We start from the raw sequence: 16,738 nt of genomic DNA on the forward strand, positions 1-16,738 counted from the left end.
TAAATATTTTAATAACGGCTTATCTTTTCTAAATAAATTCTAAACAAGTTTTAAACGACTTCTACGGAGATCCACTATGTCTGATTCACTTATTCAAATAGTTTGCGCAAGTTGCAGTACAAAAAATCGCTTAGCTAAAGACAAGCTCAATAATAAACCTGTTTGTGGCAAGTGTGGAAAACCTGTGCTTTCCACTAAACCTGTTGTGGGCAGCGATAAAAACTTTAGCCGTTTTGTTACAGACAATGGTTTACCTGTGGTCGTCGACTTCTGGGCTGCATGGTGCGGACCATGTAAACAGTTTGCTCCTACCTTTGAACAAGTTGCCGGTGAAATGTTTGCTCAGGCTTGTTTCGTTAAGTTAGATACAGAACATAATCAACAAACCGCTGGTGGTTATAATATTCGTTCAATTCCGACTTTAATGATATTTCATCACGGTAAAGAGATTGCGCGTATGTCAGGCGCTTTACCTAAAGCTCAATTTGAACAATGGCTAGCTCAAAATTTACCAACCGTTTGAAAGTAATAACTTATAGTCTTAACTCAGGACATAAGTTCAGTACGTTAATTAAAGCCATTAATTCAATATGTTAATTCGATTGACAGGCTGCTGTTATTCACTGGTAACAATGAATAACAGCGCTAATTTTGGTGATTTGGAAATTATTTTGCTAACAAAGAGATAAAAAAGCTCATCTCCAAGGCGCTTTCTTTTAAGCGTTTAAAACGTCCTGATGCACCGCCATGGCCCGCGTCCATATCTGTTTTAAAGAGCAGTAGGTTATCATCTGTTTTAAACTCTCGCAGTTTTGCTACCCACTTCATGGGTTCAAAGTACTGTACTTGTGAGTCATGTAAGCCGGTGGTTACCAGTATATTGGGGTAGTGCTGGGCGCTGATATTATCAATAGGCGAATAAGCTAAAATATCCTGGTAGGCTTGTGCTTCGTTTGGATTACCCCATTCGTCATATTCATTAGTGGTTAGCGGTATGGTTTCATCGAGCATAGTCGTTAATACGTCTAAAAAGGGTACATGGGCGCCAATGCCTAAATACAACTCAGGTGCTTGGTTTGCTATAGCGCCCATTAATAAGCCGCCGGCGCTGCCGCCTGAGGCAAATATTTTATCTTTAGCGCCATAACCTTGTGCCACCAATGCTTGGGTAACATCAATAAAGTCATTAAAGGTATTTTGTTTATGTGCCATTTTACCGGTTTCGTACCATGTTCTTCCTAGCATTTCTGAGCCACGAACATGGGCGATAACGTAAACAAAACCTCGGTCGAGTAAGCTTAAGGTTTGACTAGAAAAATTAGGATCTATCGTAATACCATATGCACCATAACCGTATTGTAGCAGCGGGTTAGTGCCGTCTTTTTTAAAGCTACTGCTACGATATACTAGCGATACGGGTACTTGTGTGCCATCACGTGCGCTAATAAATAAGCGCTCTGATTGGTAATCTTCTTTGTTAAAGTCGCCTAATACTTTTTGCTGTTTAATCAGCTTTCGCTCACCAGTGGCTAAGTCAAAATCATATAAAGAGCCGGGGGTTGTTAAACTTGAATAATAGAGTCTTGCAGTGGTACTTTCTGGCTCAGGGTTATCACCTAAGCAAGCAAAATAGCAGGGGTCGTCAAACGACAGGGGATATTGCTGGCCTGCATTTTCACCCTGTGTGGTGTGAACTATAAAACGAATTTGGCCATTTTCTCGTTCGGTAACCACAATAAAGTGATGAAATAATTCAATGCCTTCTAACAGCACATTTTCTCTATGTGGAATAACTTCTTGCCAGTTATTGATATCATTAACTTGATCAACCGCCACCTTCATTAATCTAAAGTTTTTCGCCTGGTAGTTAGTGACAATGTAAAAGTGTTCGGCCATTTTATCAGCGTGGTATTCGTGTTGTTCTTGATATGGAAACAACTCAACAAACTTGCCATCAGGCTCGTCAGCACTTAGCGCTAAACAATGTGTTGATTCAGTGGCGTGTAAACAGATATAAATTTGACTGTCATCTCTGCTTTTATCTAAACTCATGTAAAAACTGTGATCTTTTTCCTCATAAACCAGCACATCATCAGATTGTGCCGTGCCTAATTTGTGACGATAAACTTGCGTACCTAACAAGGTTTCTAGATCTTTTTTGACATAGAATATGGTTTGATTGTCGTTAGCCCAAACCACTTCGCCTTCAGTTTCGACGATAATATCTGTTAAATAAATATCGTCTGAGTCGACAGCTTGGTTTAAGTCTTTAAAGATAATGGTGTAAATACGGCGGCTGTCCGTGTCTTCAGAGATTGACATTAATTGATCATTAGGACTTATTGAGACATCGCCTAAATCATAAAACTCATGGTCTTTGGCGCGTTCATTAACATCTAATAATAGGGTTTTGTTTTCACCAGCAAAGCTAGTTGCTCGATAAAAATTTGAAAACTCTTGCTCACCACTAATTTCGCTGTGATACCAATACTTACCGTCTTTTGCTGGCACGGTATTATCGTCTTTTACCACTCGGGCTTTAAGCTCTTGAAAAAGTAATTCCTGTAAAGGCTTTTGCTCAGCTAGCATAGCATCAGCATAATCATTTTCATCATTAAGGTGCGCCAATACCTCTTCGTCAATTCGCTGGTCATCACGCATCCAATAATAATTATCCACCCGTTGATGATGGTGAATGGCCATTTTATGTGGAATTTTTTTGGCGATTGGCGCGGAAACTTTTTTGTTTGACATAGCTGATATAATTGAAGATGTTGGCACTAAGTGCTCCTATTTTAAAAGATATTGTATAGAGTTTTGCTTGAAAATTTGATTGATTATGAGATCTTTTCTAATGGTATTTAGCCATTGTTGTGGATGAAAAAGTATCACACTTAATTAATCAAATGTATTTAACTCAAGAAAATATTTAATGAACAAGTCTATCGAGCTTTTATACATAAGATTAGTTAATTGTTTAATAATTTTTTTAGTAAACTTTATCATTAAAAATTTTTATTAAGATAAAGACAAGAGCCTTAAAATCACCATCTTACTGTCAATTATAGCAAAGCTGTTAATCGTAAGGTTAGCGGTTTTTATTTAAAAATTCAGTTAAAAGAGTGGTTAGTGTCTTTTTTCTAAAAGTGCTCAAATATTTATTCTACCGCCAAATTCAATAGAAAACGTTTAGCAAACACCAAAACGTAAAATAAAGACTGAGTCTTAAGTTAATTTTGCCATTGATTGCGCTAGTTAATATCATACAGAGTGATGGTTGGAACAGTGGTAAGTATTACTGCTTAATTTTACGCCTAAGTGTATGTTTTTTAGTCGTAATGGCTTATTCAGCTTTACTGTTGATAATTGTTACATAAATTACGCTAATAATTACGCTAAAAAGTAGCATTTTGTCTCACTTTAGATTAAGTTTGCCGCCTTTATTTACTACAGTTAACCAGAGCGCCTTATGTCAGAAAATACTCTTCCGCAACTCGAACAGCTGATTGAACAGATCATTGCAAAAAATAAACTATTAAAAAGCCAAGTGGCAGAATTAGAACTACAAAAATCAGTGCTAGTCGACGAAAATGAAATGTTACAATTAGAAGCACTTGAAGGTGAAGAAAAACAGAAGCAAACAAATAGCGTATTAACCAGCCTTTTAGGTAAGTTACAAAGTGTAGAAGAGCTTAGTTAATGTTGGTTGAAGACTCCAAAGGCATCAGCATTGAAATTATGGGCAAGCAGCACCAATTTTTTTGTCCGGCTGAACAAGTAGAGGATTTAAAGCAAGCAGTGAGCAATCTTGTTGCTATGTGTGATGACATTAAGAAACAAAAAAGTACAGCTAGCAGTGAGCGTGCTTTATTGGTGGCATCAGTTAATTTAAGTTATTCACTACTCATGGCAAATAATAAAATTAAGTTGTCTCAACACGAGCAAGAGGCTTTGATTTTAAAACTGAAAAGTGCGTTATAGTATTTTAATTTTCTAGCATTACTGCTATCTATTGGTAAGATAACAGTAATACTGGCTATTTTATGTCAAGTTGCATTATGTTTAGTTGCATTTATCAGGTAAATTGCACCCGGATACATTGAGTTTTTATTTAGGAACACCTTTATTATGGCTGCTGCAAGCATTGAATTTAAAGGGTCAAGCTTTACCCTTTCTGTTTTACATTTAAGAACGTCAAAATTAGCCGATATTCGTGCTGATTTAATAAAGAAAGTGGCTCAAGCCCCCGATTTTTTTTACCTAGTGCCTGTTGTGGTCAGTATCGAAAAACTGGTGGGCAGCATTGAATACCAAGCGCTAAAAACATTAATCGAAGAATTCAATTTTACTTTTGTTGGTTTTACTGGTGATGTAGCGACAGAGCAACGCAAACTTATTCGTGAACTTGGTTTTTCTTTTGTTAATACCACAAAAGTGAGTACCGCAACAAAAACGGCGATTGCACAAGAAAGTGTGACAAAAATAGCCGCTAGTGCTGAATGTCATCTATACACTGACAAAGTCCATCGAGGCCAAGTTCGCTCTGGTCAGCAACTTTATGCTAAAGATCAAAATTTAGTGGTTATTGGCTCAGTTTCAGCCGGTGCTGAAGTGATTGCCGATGGTAATATTCATGTCTATGGTTCGTTACGTGGTCGAGCAATTGCTGGCGCAAAAGGTCACCATAAAGCGCAAATATATTGCCAAAATCTTGAAGCTGAATTAGTCTCCATTAATGGTAATTATTGGCTCAGTGAGTCAATGCAGCAACATTGGGGCTCACCTGCATTTATACATTTGACTGACAGTGAATTAACGTCATCAAAACTCATATAATTTCTAACTCATAAAGGATATTCGCTTATGGCACGCATAATAGTAGTTACATCAGGTAAAGGTGGTGTGGGTAAAACAACATCAAGTGCTGCCGTTGGTATTGGTTTAGCATTAAAAGGTCATAAAGTTGTTTTAATTGATTTTGATATTGGTTTACGAAATCTTGACTTAATTATGGGCTGCGAACGTCGCGTTGTGTATGATTTTGTTAATGTCATTAACGGTGAAGCGACCTTAAATCAGGCGCTTATTAAAGATAAACGCGTTAGCAGCTTATCTATATTACCGGCTTCACAAACGCGCGACAAAGACGCATTAACTAAAGAAAACGTTGGTAAAGTATTGGAAGAGCTGTCAAAAGCTTTTGATTATATTATCTGTGATTCACCTGCAGGTATTGAAGCGGGCGCGATGATGGCGCTTTATTATGCGGATGAAGCTATAGTGACGACCAACCCTGAAGTTTCATCGGTACGTGATTCTGATCGCATTTTAGGTATGTTAGCCAGTCGCTCACGCAGAGCAGAGCTTGGTTTAGAACCAATAAAAGAACATTTATTATTGACACGTTACTCACCTAAGCGAGTGGAAGAAGGTGAAATGCTCAGTGTTGAAGACGTTGTAGAAATTCTCTCAATACCCTTGTTAGGCGTTATTCCAGAATCACAAGCGGTACTCAAAGCATCAAATTCTGGCGAGCCAGTAATTTTAGATATTGAAAGTGATGCAGGTAAAGCTTATCAGGATGTTATAGACCGTTTATTAGGTGAGACAGTTGAATTTAGATTTTTAGTTGCCGAGAAAAAAGGCATTTTCACTCGTATGTTTGGAGGATAACATGGCCCTATTAGATTACTTTTTACAGAAAAAAGAAAAACAGGTAACAACCGCTTTTAAAGCAAAAGAGCGCTTGCAGATTATTGTTGCGCACGAGCGTACTAGTCGAAATAAACAGCCTGATTACTTACCGCAACTCACTGAGGATATTCTTAACGTTTTGCGTAAATATATTAAAGTATCAGATGAAAGTTTTTCAATAAATCTTGATAAAAAAGAGGGTAATTTAAACGTCTTAGAACTCAACATTGAATTACATGATGAAAAGAATACAGACTAAAGTTATTATTTTTTTGGCTCCGCTCTTAGTAAATGATTATCAGCGTATTAATAGGCTAGCAGTCTAAAAGCAGCACATAAATAACTATAAAAACCATAAACGACAATGCACGATGGTGATCATAAAGTAGAGTTTTGTTTGGTAAAATTTATCATACAGGCGCTAATCAGGCGGTAAATCTGTTTTTTGATATGAAAATCTCAAGTATTACGTGCAGTCGGTCATATTTTAATGATTAAGATGAACAAAAAAAATAACTAAACCGGTCTTAATTATTATGGTGTGAATTTTTGGAAGTTACTCTTTTGTTGCGTAGTTTATTGATACAGGTACTGGTTTTTTTATTCATTTTTAATGCTATCTCGATGTGGCGAGAAACTAGCATGCTATCTACTAGTGCCGATGTTTTGCCTGTTAAACATCAACTAAAAACGCTGATGCATAATGATATAATGCTACAAGCTAAGGGTAAAAAGACCATTGTTTATTTTTTTGCACCTTGGTGCCAAGTATGTAACTTTAGTATTGATAATTTACAAAATGTTTATCAAAAAAATCCTAAAATAGACGTCATCGCTGTCGCGTTAGATTTTGTCGACCTTGATGAAGTTAAAAAATTTACTAATAATCATCAATTAACCTTCCCGGTTGCTTTGGGTAATGAGTCAGTAAAAGCTGATTTTCAAGTGCAGGGTTATCCAAGTTATTATGTGTTAAATGGAGAAAATGCCATCATTGGTCGTTCTCTAGGCTATTCTTCTGAAATTGGTCTGTATTTAAGGAGTCTTTAGGCTTCTGATCTTTTACGGGTTTGTGTACACTAAGGCCATCAAAACAATCATGAGCAAAAGGCCTTATGCAAATTTCCGCAAACTTTGACTCAGGTAATATCGATGTTATCTCAGCAAAAGACCCAAGTAATATTCAACTAGCCATTAAAAAAGATAATCAATCAGAATTCTACCAATGGTTTCACTTCAAACTTCATAATACCGAATACGCTGAACATGTCATGCATTTAACTAATGCAGGTAAGTCGGCTTATGTTGATGGTTGGAAAGATTATCAAGCTGTTGCATCTTATGACCGCCAACATTGGTTTCGTGTACCAACAGAATTTGATGGTGAAAATCTTACTATTACTTTCACACCAGAATATGACGCGACTTATTTTGCCTACTTTGCACCTTACAGTTATGAACGTCATCAAGACTTAATTCACAGTGCACAACTAGATATTGATTGTCAATTACAGGTATTGGGGCAAACACTCGATGGCCGTGATATGTCGGTATTGAAAGTGGGTGAAGAGGGTGCAGGTAAAAAAGTTATTTGGATAACTGCACGTCAGCATCCGGGTGAATCTATGGCCGAATGGTTTATGGAAGGCTTTATTGATCGCTTATTAGATGAAGACGATGGGGTTGCCCGGTCATTGTTAAACAGTGCAGTATTTTATTTAGTACCCAACATGAATCCTGACGGCTCAGCTCGTGGTCATCTGCGTACCAATGCTAAAGGTGTTAACTTAAACCGTGAATGGCAAACGCCCACGATGGAAAATAGTCCTGAAGTGTATCTTGTGCGTGAAAAAATGCTTGCGACAGGCGTAGACATGCATCTAGATATTCATGGTGACGAAGCTTTACCTTTTAATTTTGTTGCCGGTAGTGAAGGTGTTCCTTCATATAACGAGCGTATTAAAGGCCTTGAAGACAAATTCAAAAATGTGCTTTTAGCTATAACACCAGAGTTTCAAGATGACAAAGGTTACGATAAAGACGAACCTGGCCAAGCTAACTTAACGGTTGCGGCTAATTGGGTGGGCGAACAATTTAAATGTTTAGCCTACACAGTTGAAATGCCATTTAAAGACAACAATTTATTGCCCGACTATAGTGTCGGTTGGTCAGATGAGCGCAGTAGTTTATTTGGTCGAGACTTTTTAACCGCCATTTACCACGTGGTGGATGATTTACGTTAGTGGTTAGTCATAACATAGGTCTATCACTGTTCCGCACTAAAGTGTAACTTCAGCGGTAAACTAGGTAAGCCGATTAAGCGTATTTGAGGATAAGGGTTATGCCCTTATCCTGTATTGCACAGGCTCTGTGTGCTAGATAAAAGCTAAGTACATACATGCGGTAATCTTGGTTCTCTAGTTTAGCTGGCTAAAGGCAAGTGTTCGGGTATATATTACAACGCAAAATAACTTTAAAAAAATAATAATTATCAGGAGTCTAGGATGCAAGAAATTGTTAATAACATTAATGGCTATATTTGGAGCCCATATTTAATTTATCTTTGTTTGGGAACGGGTGTTTTCTTCTCTATTTTAACGCGTTTTGTACAAATACGTCATTTCCGTGAAATGTTCCGTTTATTACTTTCAGGTAAAAGCTCAGAAAAAGGCATCTCCTCATTTCAAGCACTCGCTGTTTCGTTATCTGGTCGTGTGGGTACGGGTAATATTGCCGGTGTTGCCGCGGCTATTGGTTTTGGTGGCCCCGGTGCTGTATTTTGGATGTGGGTGGTCGCATTTTTAGGTGCGGCGACTGCTTATATTGAATCAACCAATGCACAAATATACAAAGAAGAAGAAGATGGTCAATACCGTGGTGGTCCAGCGTATTATATAGAAAAAGCGTTAGGTCAAAAATGGTATGCGTGGATCTTTGCGTTAGCAACAATTCTAGCTTGTGGTGTACTTTTACCGGTTGTGCAATCAAATGGTATTGGCGATGCTATGGTCAATGTTTTTGGTAGTGGCGGCACAGTTAACTCTTTCATGGGTGAATTACCTTTGACGAAAGTTTATAGTGCGGTATTTATTGTTTTATTACTCGGTTTTATTATTTTTGGTGGCGTTAAACGCATAGCCAACTTTACCCAAGTTGTCGTCCCTTTTATGGCGTTAGCCTACATTATAATTGCCTGTTCAATTATTGCTTTGCATATTGATCAACTACCCGATATTTTTATGTTGATTATCACTGATGCATTCACTCCTATGGCGGGCTTTGGTGCGGCGATTGGTTGGGGCGTAAAACGTGGAGTTTATTCCAATGAAGCGGGTCAAGGTACTGGCCCTCATGCGGCGGCGGCTGCTGAAGTTGATCATCCCGCCCAACAAGGCTTAGTTCAAGCGTTTTCTGTTTACATTGATACACTATTTGTTTGTTCTGCAACGGCATTTATGATTTTAATCACTAATTCGTATAATGTTATGCCTGAAGGGTCAACAAGCTTTATTGTTAACAATTTAGCCAATGATGTGGTTATTAATGGTCCTGCTTTTACACAGATTGCCGTGGACAGTGTGTTAACCGGATTTGGTAAGCCGTTTATTGCAATAGCGTTATTTTTCTTTGCCTTTACGACCGTGCTAGCTTATTACTTTATTGCAGAAAATAACGTTTCCTACATTAATAAAACCATCAAAATGCCGATACTTAGGTTTGTCCTTAAATTGGTACTTATGTCAGCTGTATTTTACGGTACAGTGGCACAACCAAGTGCTGCTTGGGGTTTAGGCGACATTGGTGTTGGTTTAATGGCTTGGTTAAATATTGTTGGTATTATTGCCATTTTCTTTATGGCTAAACCGGCGATTAAAGCGTTAAAAGATTATGAGCGACAGCAAAAAGCTGGTGTTAAAACTTACACTTTTGACCCAAAAAGCTTGGAAATTACAAACGCTGACTTCTGGGAAAAGCGTTTAGAAGAACAAAATAAAAAATAAATGTTATTTAGTGTAAAAAAACGCCCGCAAGGGCGTTTTTTTTAGGTAAAATAAAGTATCGAAAAAGAGGTGTAAATATGGCTGTTATAAATTGCCCAAAATGTAAGAAGAAAATTTCCGATAAAGCAAAAACGTGCGAGCATTGTCAGTTAGATTTAACCGTCTTGGACGCAGATAAAATAGCGAGTTTAAAACGTGTAAGTGTCGTGGCAAAATCGCAACAATTGATGAATCATTCTTTTATCGCCATGTTGTTATTTTGTGGTGGTTTCTTATTTCTTTATTCGCAAGATGCTCAACCGGGTACTTGGCAATATGTTGTGTCTATCGCCAGTGCAGTTTTAGGCTTTATTCTATATCTCATCACCCGAGTCAGACTTATATTAATCAAGCGTAACCGATCATAATCAACATTACCTAAAAGAGAAATTCATGGATATAATTCAGTTAGTCGACAATATGTCAGAAGAAATGTATTTGCGTTTAAAGTGTGCCGCTGAAACCGGTAAATGGCCAGAAGGGACTCCGGTTGATAAAGAGCAGCAATTAAGCGCAGTACAAATTACTATGGCTTATCAATCCAAGCATCTAAACTCAGATCAAACCCTCTCTATTGGCCCTAAAGGTGAGATGATCATTAAAACAAAACATGAACTGCGTGCAGATTTCCCGTCAGCGTTAGATAGCAATGATATTGCTAGGTTTTCAAATCTATGATTTTCTCTAAATTTTTAAAAAAGAAATGGCAACATAAAAACAGTGTAGTGCGTGTTGAAGCGATTAATAGTAGCTTATCAATTGATGATCCAGCGCAACGAGACATTATTATAGCGCTGGTCAAAAACGACGACAATGAAAATGTTCGACGTGCAGGCTTGATAAAACTTGCTAGCTTTCAATCTTGGTTAACTCAGAGCCAAGAAAATACCATGGCGAAAGTAAAAAAATATGCTAGCGACAAAGTAGCCGCTATTTTAATGGATCAAGATGCCATTAAAGTTTCTCAGCAAGAAAAACTCAGTTACATTGCTGAGCACAAGCAATATGGTTTGTATGAAAACTGGTTGAAAACTACCGAAGATGCTGATTTGATCATTGCCTTATTTGAAAAAATCGCCAATAAAACTCAAGTGAACGAGCAAAGCAATAAGCTAGCATTAAAGCCTCAGTTATTACTTAACCTTTTCACTCAAAAGCAAAATGTACAGGTTCAACACTATATCATTGAAAAAGTAGCTGACTTAGATACTTTAGAAAAGCTAAAGAAAAAATCACAGCAGGCTGAGATCACACAGCAGTTGACTGAAAAAATTGCTCAAATGCAGTTTGCCATTGCACAACCGATAGCATTACGCAAAAAAGTAAATTTAGTCTTAGCTAAGCTCCAAGCACTCAAAGATCAATACGAGTACCAAGACTATCTTAATAAACGTGAGCTGTTGAGTAATGAATGGCAGGTATTAGCGACTGAGTTTAGTTGTTTTGACGCCACTGAAGTAACAACTTTTAAAGATAAAAAATTAGCCATCTTAACGCAACTCGATAAATTGTTTATCGCCAAAGCTGAGCAACATGTGCAAGCTGAAATTATTCGTCAGCTTAATGAACAAAAACAGCAAGCGCGTATTCACTTTGATAAAACCCTAGCGGTTATTGACCAAACATTAACCACCAGTATTTTTGAAAATGATGAAATTGAAGAGCAACAATATCAAACGCTATTTGACAAATTAACCAGCGAAATTATTGTTTCAGTGTTAGTTAAAAAGGAACAGAACGAATTTATTGCTAAAATATGTCAACAACAAAAAAAGTTACAGCAATTACCAGAAATTGCAAAATCGGTCAGTGAGGCAACGTATTTAATTTCAAAAATATCACAGTTAGCCCTACCAGCAACGGCTGAAGAAATGGATGAACGACTGCCGGTTTATCAAACATGGCTAAGCGACTGGAAAAATGCTGAGAAAAACGCCTCAGGTGCTTTACCTGATTCAATTAAGATTGCGGTAAATGAAATTCAGCAAAACTGGCGCCAAGCATTAAAACCTTTGCAACAAGCACAAAAACAAGAATTTTCTATAACACAGAAAAAACTCCACGATGTTAGAAGATTAATCTCTGCTGGAAAGTACAATGCAGCGTTTGGTGTTTTCAAAAAGGCTAAGCAATTATTTAATGCTTTAGCTGAACAGCAACAACACCGTATTCAAAAAGATTATGATTCACTCAGTGAAAAAATTGCCGAGCTAGCTGATTGGGAACGCTACATTGCCACACCACGTAAGCAACAACTATTAGCGGACATTAAAGCGATTGTTGAAACACCACTTGATAATCCCAACGAACAGGCAGAGAAGGTTAAGCAATATCGTAAGATTTGGAATAGTTTAGGTCATGCCGATGACGACGCAGAAAAAAGTTTAAATAATGAATTTAATCAACTATGTGAAACAGCGTTCACTCCTTGTCGCTTATTTTTTGCCGAGCAAGAAAAGTTAAGAGCGCAGCACTTGATCACTCGTGAATCATTTGTCGAACAGGCAAAATTACTTAACGAGCAACTAAGTGGTGGTAAAAACACTAACGATGAGAGTCCGACTGTTGATTATAAAACCTTAGAAGTAGAATTAAACCAATTGATAAAACAATGGCAAAGTGCTGGCCAGGTTGATCGAGGTGTTTATCAAGATATTAATAATCAATTTAATCTCACGTTACAGCCAATAAAATCTGCAATTAAAGTCTTCCACCAAGAAAATAAAGTCTTAAAGCAGCAACTTATTACTGAGGCTGAAAAATTACTAGCGACAGGAGATGTTGTTAGCGCAGTTACGCAAGTTAAAGCCTTGCAAACACAATGGCGCAACACGGGTTATGCTGGACCAAAAGTAGAAAATAAACTTTGGCAAAATTTTAGAAAAATTAATGATGATATTTTTGCTAAACGTGCAGAACAAAATGTACTTGAAAAATCAGCCACGTCAGCTAGAGCCACAGAACTCCAAGGTGCTTTAAAAACGCTTGAAGAAAAATTTTCTCAAATAACACAATTAAACGATCTGCAGATGTTTGAGCAAGCGTTGCAAGTGCTAAATAAAGATGTTGCACAACAAAAGCCTAAAATGTTGAATCTCGAAAAACAAATTAGTGCTAAAGAAAATACCATTGCACAGAGAATTGTTGATTGTAAACTTGCTGATGAAAAACGCCAATGGGGTTATTTATTTTTGACCCTTGAAGAAAGTATCAGTAATGCAGAAAGTTTTACTGAGCATAAAGAATATCTACAGCTAACCGCTTCTTGGCAGAAAAAGTTAAAAGAATTAGCAAATAACACCACTCATTTTAATAGAGAAGAGGCGACGTTAGAGCTTGAAATTTTATCAGGTAATCCTTCGCCAAGTAATTTACAACAACAGCGCATGACAGTGCAAGTCAGTTTAATGCAAGCGCAAATGTCGTCAGGCACAGCTATTGATTTACCTGCTAAGTTTTCTCAGTGGTTAATGTTAGGAAAATTGACTCAACAAGACCTTGGGTTACTAGAAAGGATAAAACCTATTTTTCAATAAAATAGTTTTGTAGTCGGACTATAAAAAATCAGCAATTTATTGCTGATTTTTTATTTTTTGCCACACAATACTGTTATTAGGTTATGAAGTTTGTCATTTTTATGATGATAGTTTGATTTGATTTGATTTGATTTGATTTAATTTTATGGACTGAAGTGCCACTTTAATCCATCAAGCGTTAAGCATGCGATGAATAGGAGGGCGAAAAAGCATTTGCCGCTTAATAATACTTTTTCGCGTGGTATCTTGCCGACAACAATTAACTACAATAGAACCAATTTTTATAGTTGATAGTTAATCGCTGCCAGTGATTAACTTAATTCGCCGCGTAAACTCACTTCCAATAATTGGCAAATTTTTTCTTGGCTGTAATCTTTACTCAACAAGTAATGCAACTTAGTTAATGTCGCTTCTAAAGTCATATCATGACCACTAATAACGCCTATTTCACTCAAGGCATTACCGGTTGCATAGCCTTTCATATTTACTGTGCCTTTAATACACTGACTACAATTAACAATAACAATTCCATCATCATTGGCTTGCTTTAAACAATCTAACATCGCCTGATTTTGTGGCGCATTGCCGACACCATAACTACGAATTATTAACGCTTTTACCGGTTGTTTAATGATGTTTTTAATCAGCTCTACTGATATACCAGGATATAAATGCACAACACCAATAGGTTGAGGCGTAATTTGCGCTAATGTTAAGGGTTGAGATATTGGCGTGGAAATTTTCCCTTCAATTAACTTAATGTTAATACCCGCTTCTAGCAAAGGGGGTAAGTTTGGCGAATCAAAGGCATTAAAGCCATCGGCATAAGCTTTTATACTGCGATTACCTCGAAAAAGTCTATTATTAAAATATAGGCCTACTTCATTAATCGGAAAGTTAGCGGCAATATATAATGAATTTAGTAGGTTTTCTTGTCCGTCTGAGCGTAATTGGCTAAAGGGTATTTGCGAGCCTGTAACAATGACAGGTTTACCTAAATTTTCCAACATAAATGAAAGCGCAGAACTCGTGTAAGCCATGGTGTCTGTGCCATGTAATACGACAAAACCGTCATATTCATCATAATTTTTTTTGATATCATCAGCAATATGTTGCCAATCTGAGGGTGACATATTTGATGAGTCAATTAATGGATCATATTCATTAATGGTAAATTCTGGCATTTCTTCACGATGAAAATCAGGCGCTTTCATTATCGCGTCGGTTAAATGCTGCTTCTGTGGAATGTAACCATTTTCGCTCGGCTTCATACCTATGGTACCACCGGTATAAGCGATATATATGCGTTTTCTCATAGCTTAAGTCTTAATATAGAAATTGGCATAAATAAATAGTGCCAACAAAGTGATGAAATTGCTCGAGATTGTAACACAAAGCACACAAGTAAAACGGCTAGCTAGCGATAAAAAAAGCCCCGATAATTCGAGGCTTATATCGCTTGATTAAGTTAAATCATTATTCAATTTCACAGGCAAGGCAAAAGGAATAAATACCTTGAGGATCATTTAATTGTGCTAGTTGCTTAAGTTCAAGTGACAGTGTGCTAATAAGGCTAGTGAGCTTATTTTCACTGTAAATGTTCTCTGTTGGCTGGCCAAAAAATATTGACGCTTGCCCAAGCAAGCTTTGTAAGAACAGCGTACGGGGGCTTTTTTCTTTTTCAATTAAAAGCCTGTCATAATCTTCTAAATTTGCTAGCTGAGCTGCTGCTTCAATCGCGTTATCAAGATCGCCCAGGGCATCAACTAAACCCAGTTCTAACGCTTTTGATCCCGACCATACGCGGCCTTGAGCAATAGCATCAACTTGCGCTGTGGTCATATTTCTATTATTTGCTACCAATTCAACAAAGTCGCGATAACCCCGTTCGATATTTAATTGTATAATATTAGCCATACCTGGGGTTAATTCACGTGTGATGCCAAAACCAGCAATATCTGTGGTGCCAACACCATCGGTATAAATACCTAATTTGCTTAAGGTATTTTCAAAGGTCATAAAAAAACCAAATATACCAATTGAACCAGTAATAGTCGTAGGTGATGCATAAATTTTATCAGCAGGGGCTGATATCCAATAACCCCCTGAAGCGGCATAAGTGCCCATTGAAGCAACCACAGGTTTTCCGGCCGCTTTTAATAATTCAACTTCTTGGCGGATAATTTCTGAAGCGTATGCGCTACCACCTGGGCTGTCAACACGAAGTACCACGGCTTTAACATTTTCATTGTCACGGGCTTGGCGTAATAAAGCGGCGGTACTTGTGCCACCAATGGTACCGGGTTTTTGGTTACCGGTTAAAATTGTGCCTTTGGCTACGATAACGGCAACTTTATTGGTGCTGGTACTGTCCATTGAAGTGTTTGAGTTGAACAGCGTTAAATAATCATCAAATGCTATATTTTTATAACCTTTATCGCCGTTACTGCCAACCACCTTAATCAAATCTTGCTTCATCTGTTCTCGTGTTTTTAATGCATCAACCCAATTGTTGGCTAAAGCATACTCGGCAATATTGCCATTAGCTGCTTTTAGCTTGGTGACTAACACATCAATGTTTTCATCAAAATTACTGACTGCAAAATTGCGCTGTTGGGCGACATCAATTTTATATTGCTGCCACAGATCGGTTAACCACAATTGGTTAGCTTCTTTAGCTGCAGTTGACATACTGTCGCGAATATAAGGTTCAACCGCAGATTTATAAGTGCCAACGCGAAAAATATGCTGGCTAATGGAAAGCTTTTCCAAAGCAGATTTAAAGTAAAGTTGATAACGTCCATAACCGTCTAATAACATCCAACCTTTGGGATTAAGCCAAATATCATCGGCATAACTGGCTAAGTAATACTGGTTTTGACTGTATTGCTCACCAATAGCGATTATTTTTTTACCCTGACTTTTAAACTCTGTTAATGCTTTGGCTATATCACTTAGTTTGGTAATGCCAGAGCCTTGCATATTTTCTAGATCTAGCACCATCATACTAATACGGTCATCAGTTGCTGCCTGTTTGATGACAGATATTATATCAGTTAGCAGTACTTCAGAGGCGGTATTAGGTTGTTCAAGTGCTTCGTTGATAAAAGCGTCCATTGGGTCAATGTCATGTTTTTGCTCAACAATATCACCACGTATATTTAATATCAGCGCTGATCCTGGTTCAACGGTAATATTTTTTTCATCGCGGGTAATAGCAATAATAAAAATCAATAGCAGAGTGAAAAACACTAAATTAATAATGATTTTTCGTGAGGTATTGAGCAAACCAAATAGCCCTAAGGTTATTCTTGCTATCGTACTCTTTTTTTCTTTCATAAAACGCCGTCTATAGTTTGCTTTAGTATTAGATAGCCATATGCTACTGAAAATTGTTTGGTTTAAGTAGTCGTAAATGTAAATATTTTTGTTTTTAGATAATTGAAATAAATTATGGCTGATCACATA

Annotated in this window: 15 protein-coding genes; 12 read left to right on the forward strand and 3 right to left on the reverse strand. The window is 37.3% G+C overall.

The genetic code is table 11. From position 1 onward, the window contains the following. Nucleotides 1–76: 76 nt before the first annotated feature. Nucleotides 77–523, forward strand: a complete 447-nt coding sequence (trxC, locus tag H4J59_RS15930; RefSeq protein WP_182241007.1) for a thioredoxin TrxC — start codon at nucleotides 77–79, stop codon at nucleotides 521–523. A gap of 143 nt (nucleotides 524–666) precedes the next feature. Here the strand turns inward: trxC and H4J59_RS15935 are convergent, their stop codons facing one another. Beyond that, a complete protein-coding gene (locus H4J59_RS15935; protein WP_182241183.1) occupies nucleotides 667–2,754 on the reverse strand; it encodes a S9 family peptidase in 2,088 nt (695 codons plus the stop codon). 715 nt (nucleotides 2,755–3,469) lie between these two features. Between H4J59_RS15935 and H4J59_RS15940 the strand changes: the two genes are divergently transcribed. From H4J59_RS15940 to H4J59_RS15990, 11 genes are all read left to right on the forward strand, one after another. Then, on the forward strand, nucleotides 3,470–3,700 hold the full coding sequence (locus H4J59_RS15940; protein ID WP_182241008.1) for a DUF904 domain-containing protein: 231 nt from the start codon (nucleotides 3,470–3,472) through the stop codon (nucleotides 3,698–3,700). Continuing rightward, the gene (locus tag H4J59_RS15945) at nucleotides 3,700–3,981 is read left to right on the forward strand and encodes a cell division protein ZapA (RefSeq protein ID WP_182241009.1); all 282 of its coding nucleotides are present in this window, start codon (nucleotides 3,700–3,702) and stop codon (nucleotides 3,979–3,981) included. The genes H4J59_RS15940 and H4J59_RS15945 overlap by 1 nt, the downstream gene beginning before the upstream one ends. A 147-nt stretch (nucleotides 3,982–4,128) precedes the next feature. Next, nucleotides 4,129–4,836 (forward strand): septum site-determining protein MinC, encoded by a 708-nt coding sequence (minC, locus tag H4J59_RS15950; RefSeq protein WP_182241010.1) that lies wholly within the window; start codon nucleotides 4,129–4,131, stop codon nucleotides 4,834–4,836. 27 nt (nucleotides 4,837–4,863) lie between these two features. Further along, nucleotides 4,864–5,673: a septum site-determining protein MinD gene (gene minD, locus H4J59_RS15955; RefSeq protein WP_182241011.1), complete on the forward strand. Its 810-nt coding sequence runs from the start codon at nucleotides 4,864–4,866 to the stop codon at nucleotides 5,671–5,673. Nucleotide 5,674: 1 nt separating this feature from the next. Then, entirely contained in the window at nucleotides 5,675–5,953 is a 279-nt protein-coding gene (gene minE / locus H4J59_RS15960) for a cell division topological specificity factor MinE (protein ID WP_182241012.1), read from the forward strand. Nucleotides 5,954–6,336: 383 nt separating this feature from the next. Further along, nucleotides 6,337–6,744, forward strand: a complete 408-nt coding sequence (locus H4J59_RS15965; RefSeq protein WP_259369571.1) for a TlpA disulfide reductase family protein — start codon at nucleotides 6,337–6,339, stop codon at nucleotides 6,742–6,744. Nucleotides 6,745–6,809: 65 nt separating this feature from the next. Continuing rightward, on the forward strand, nucleotides 6,810–7,937 hold the full coding sequence (locus tag H4J59_RS15970) for a carboxypeptidase family protein (RefSeq protein ID WP_182241013.1): 1,128 nt from the start codon (nucleotides 6,810–6,812) through the stop codon (nucleotides 7,935–7,937). Between the two features lie 261 nt (nucleotides 7,938–8,198). Next, nucleotides 8,199–9,695 carry a sodium:alanine symporter family protein gene (locus H4J59_RS15975; protein ID WP_182241014.1) on the forward strand — a complete coding sequence of 499 codons (1,497 nt, stop codon included), beginning with the start codon at nucleotides 8,199–8,201 and terminating at the stop codon, nucleotides 9,693–9,695. Nucleotides 9,696–9,772: 77 nt separating this feature from the next. Continuing rightward, nucleotides 9,773–10,102, forward strand: coding sequence for a zinc ribbon domain-containing protein (locus H4J59_RS15980; RefSeq protein WP_182241015.1), 330 nt, complete (start codon nucleotides 9,773–9,775; stop codon nucleotides 10,100–10,102). 25 nt (nucleotides 10,103–10,127) lie between these two features. Next, complete coding sequence (locus H4J59_RS15985; RefSeq protein WP_182241016.1) at nucleotides 10,128–10,412, forward strand: YeaC family protein; 285 nt, start codon at nucleotides 10,128–10,130, stop codon at nucleotides 10,410–10,412. Then, nucleotides 10,409–13,270 (forward strand): DUF349 domain-containing protein, encoded by a 2,862-nt coding sequence (locus H4J59_RS15990; RefSeq protein WP_182241017.1) that lies wholly within the window; start codon nucleotides 10,409–10,411, stop codon nucleotides 13,268–13,270. The genes H4J59_RS15985 and H4J59_RS15990 overlap by 4 nt, the downstream gene beginning before the upstream one ends. A 311-nt stretch (nucleotides 13,271–13,581) precedes the next feature. Here the strand turns inward: H4J59_RS15990 and ansA are convergent, their stop codons facing one another. Continuing rightward, a complete protein-coding gene (ansA, locus tag H4J59_RS15995; RefSeq protein ID WP_182241018.1) occupies nucleotides 13,582–14,586 on the reverse strand; it encodes an asparaginase in 1,005 nt (334 codons plus the stop codon). A 160-nt stretch (nucleotides 14,587–14,746) separates the two neighbouring features. Further along, nucleotides 14,747–16,609 carry a signal peptide peptidase SppA gene (gene sppA, locus H4J59_RS16000; protein WP_182241019.1) on the reverse strand — a complete coding sequence of 621 codons (1,863 nt, stop codon included), beginning with the start codon at nucleotides 16,607–16,609 and terminating at the stop codon, nucleotides 14,747–14,749. Between the last annotated feature and the right edge of the window lie 129 nt (nucleotides 16,610–16,738).

It is taken from the genome of Colwellia sp. MB02u-10, assembly GCF_014077185.1.
GTDB lineage: Bacteria > Pseudomonadota > Gammaproteobacteria > Enterobacterales > Alteromonadaceae > Cognaticolwellia.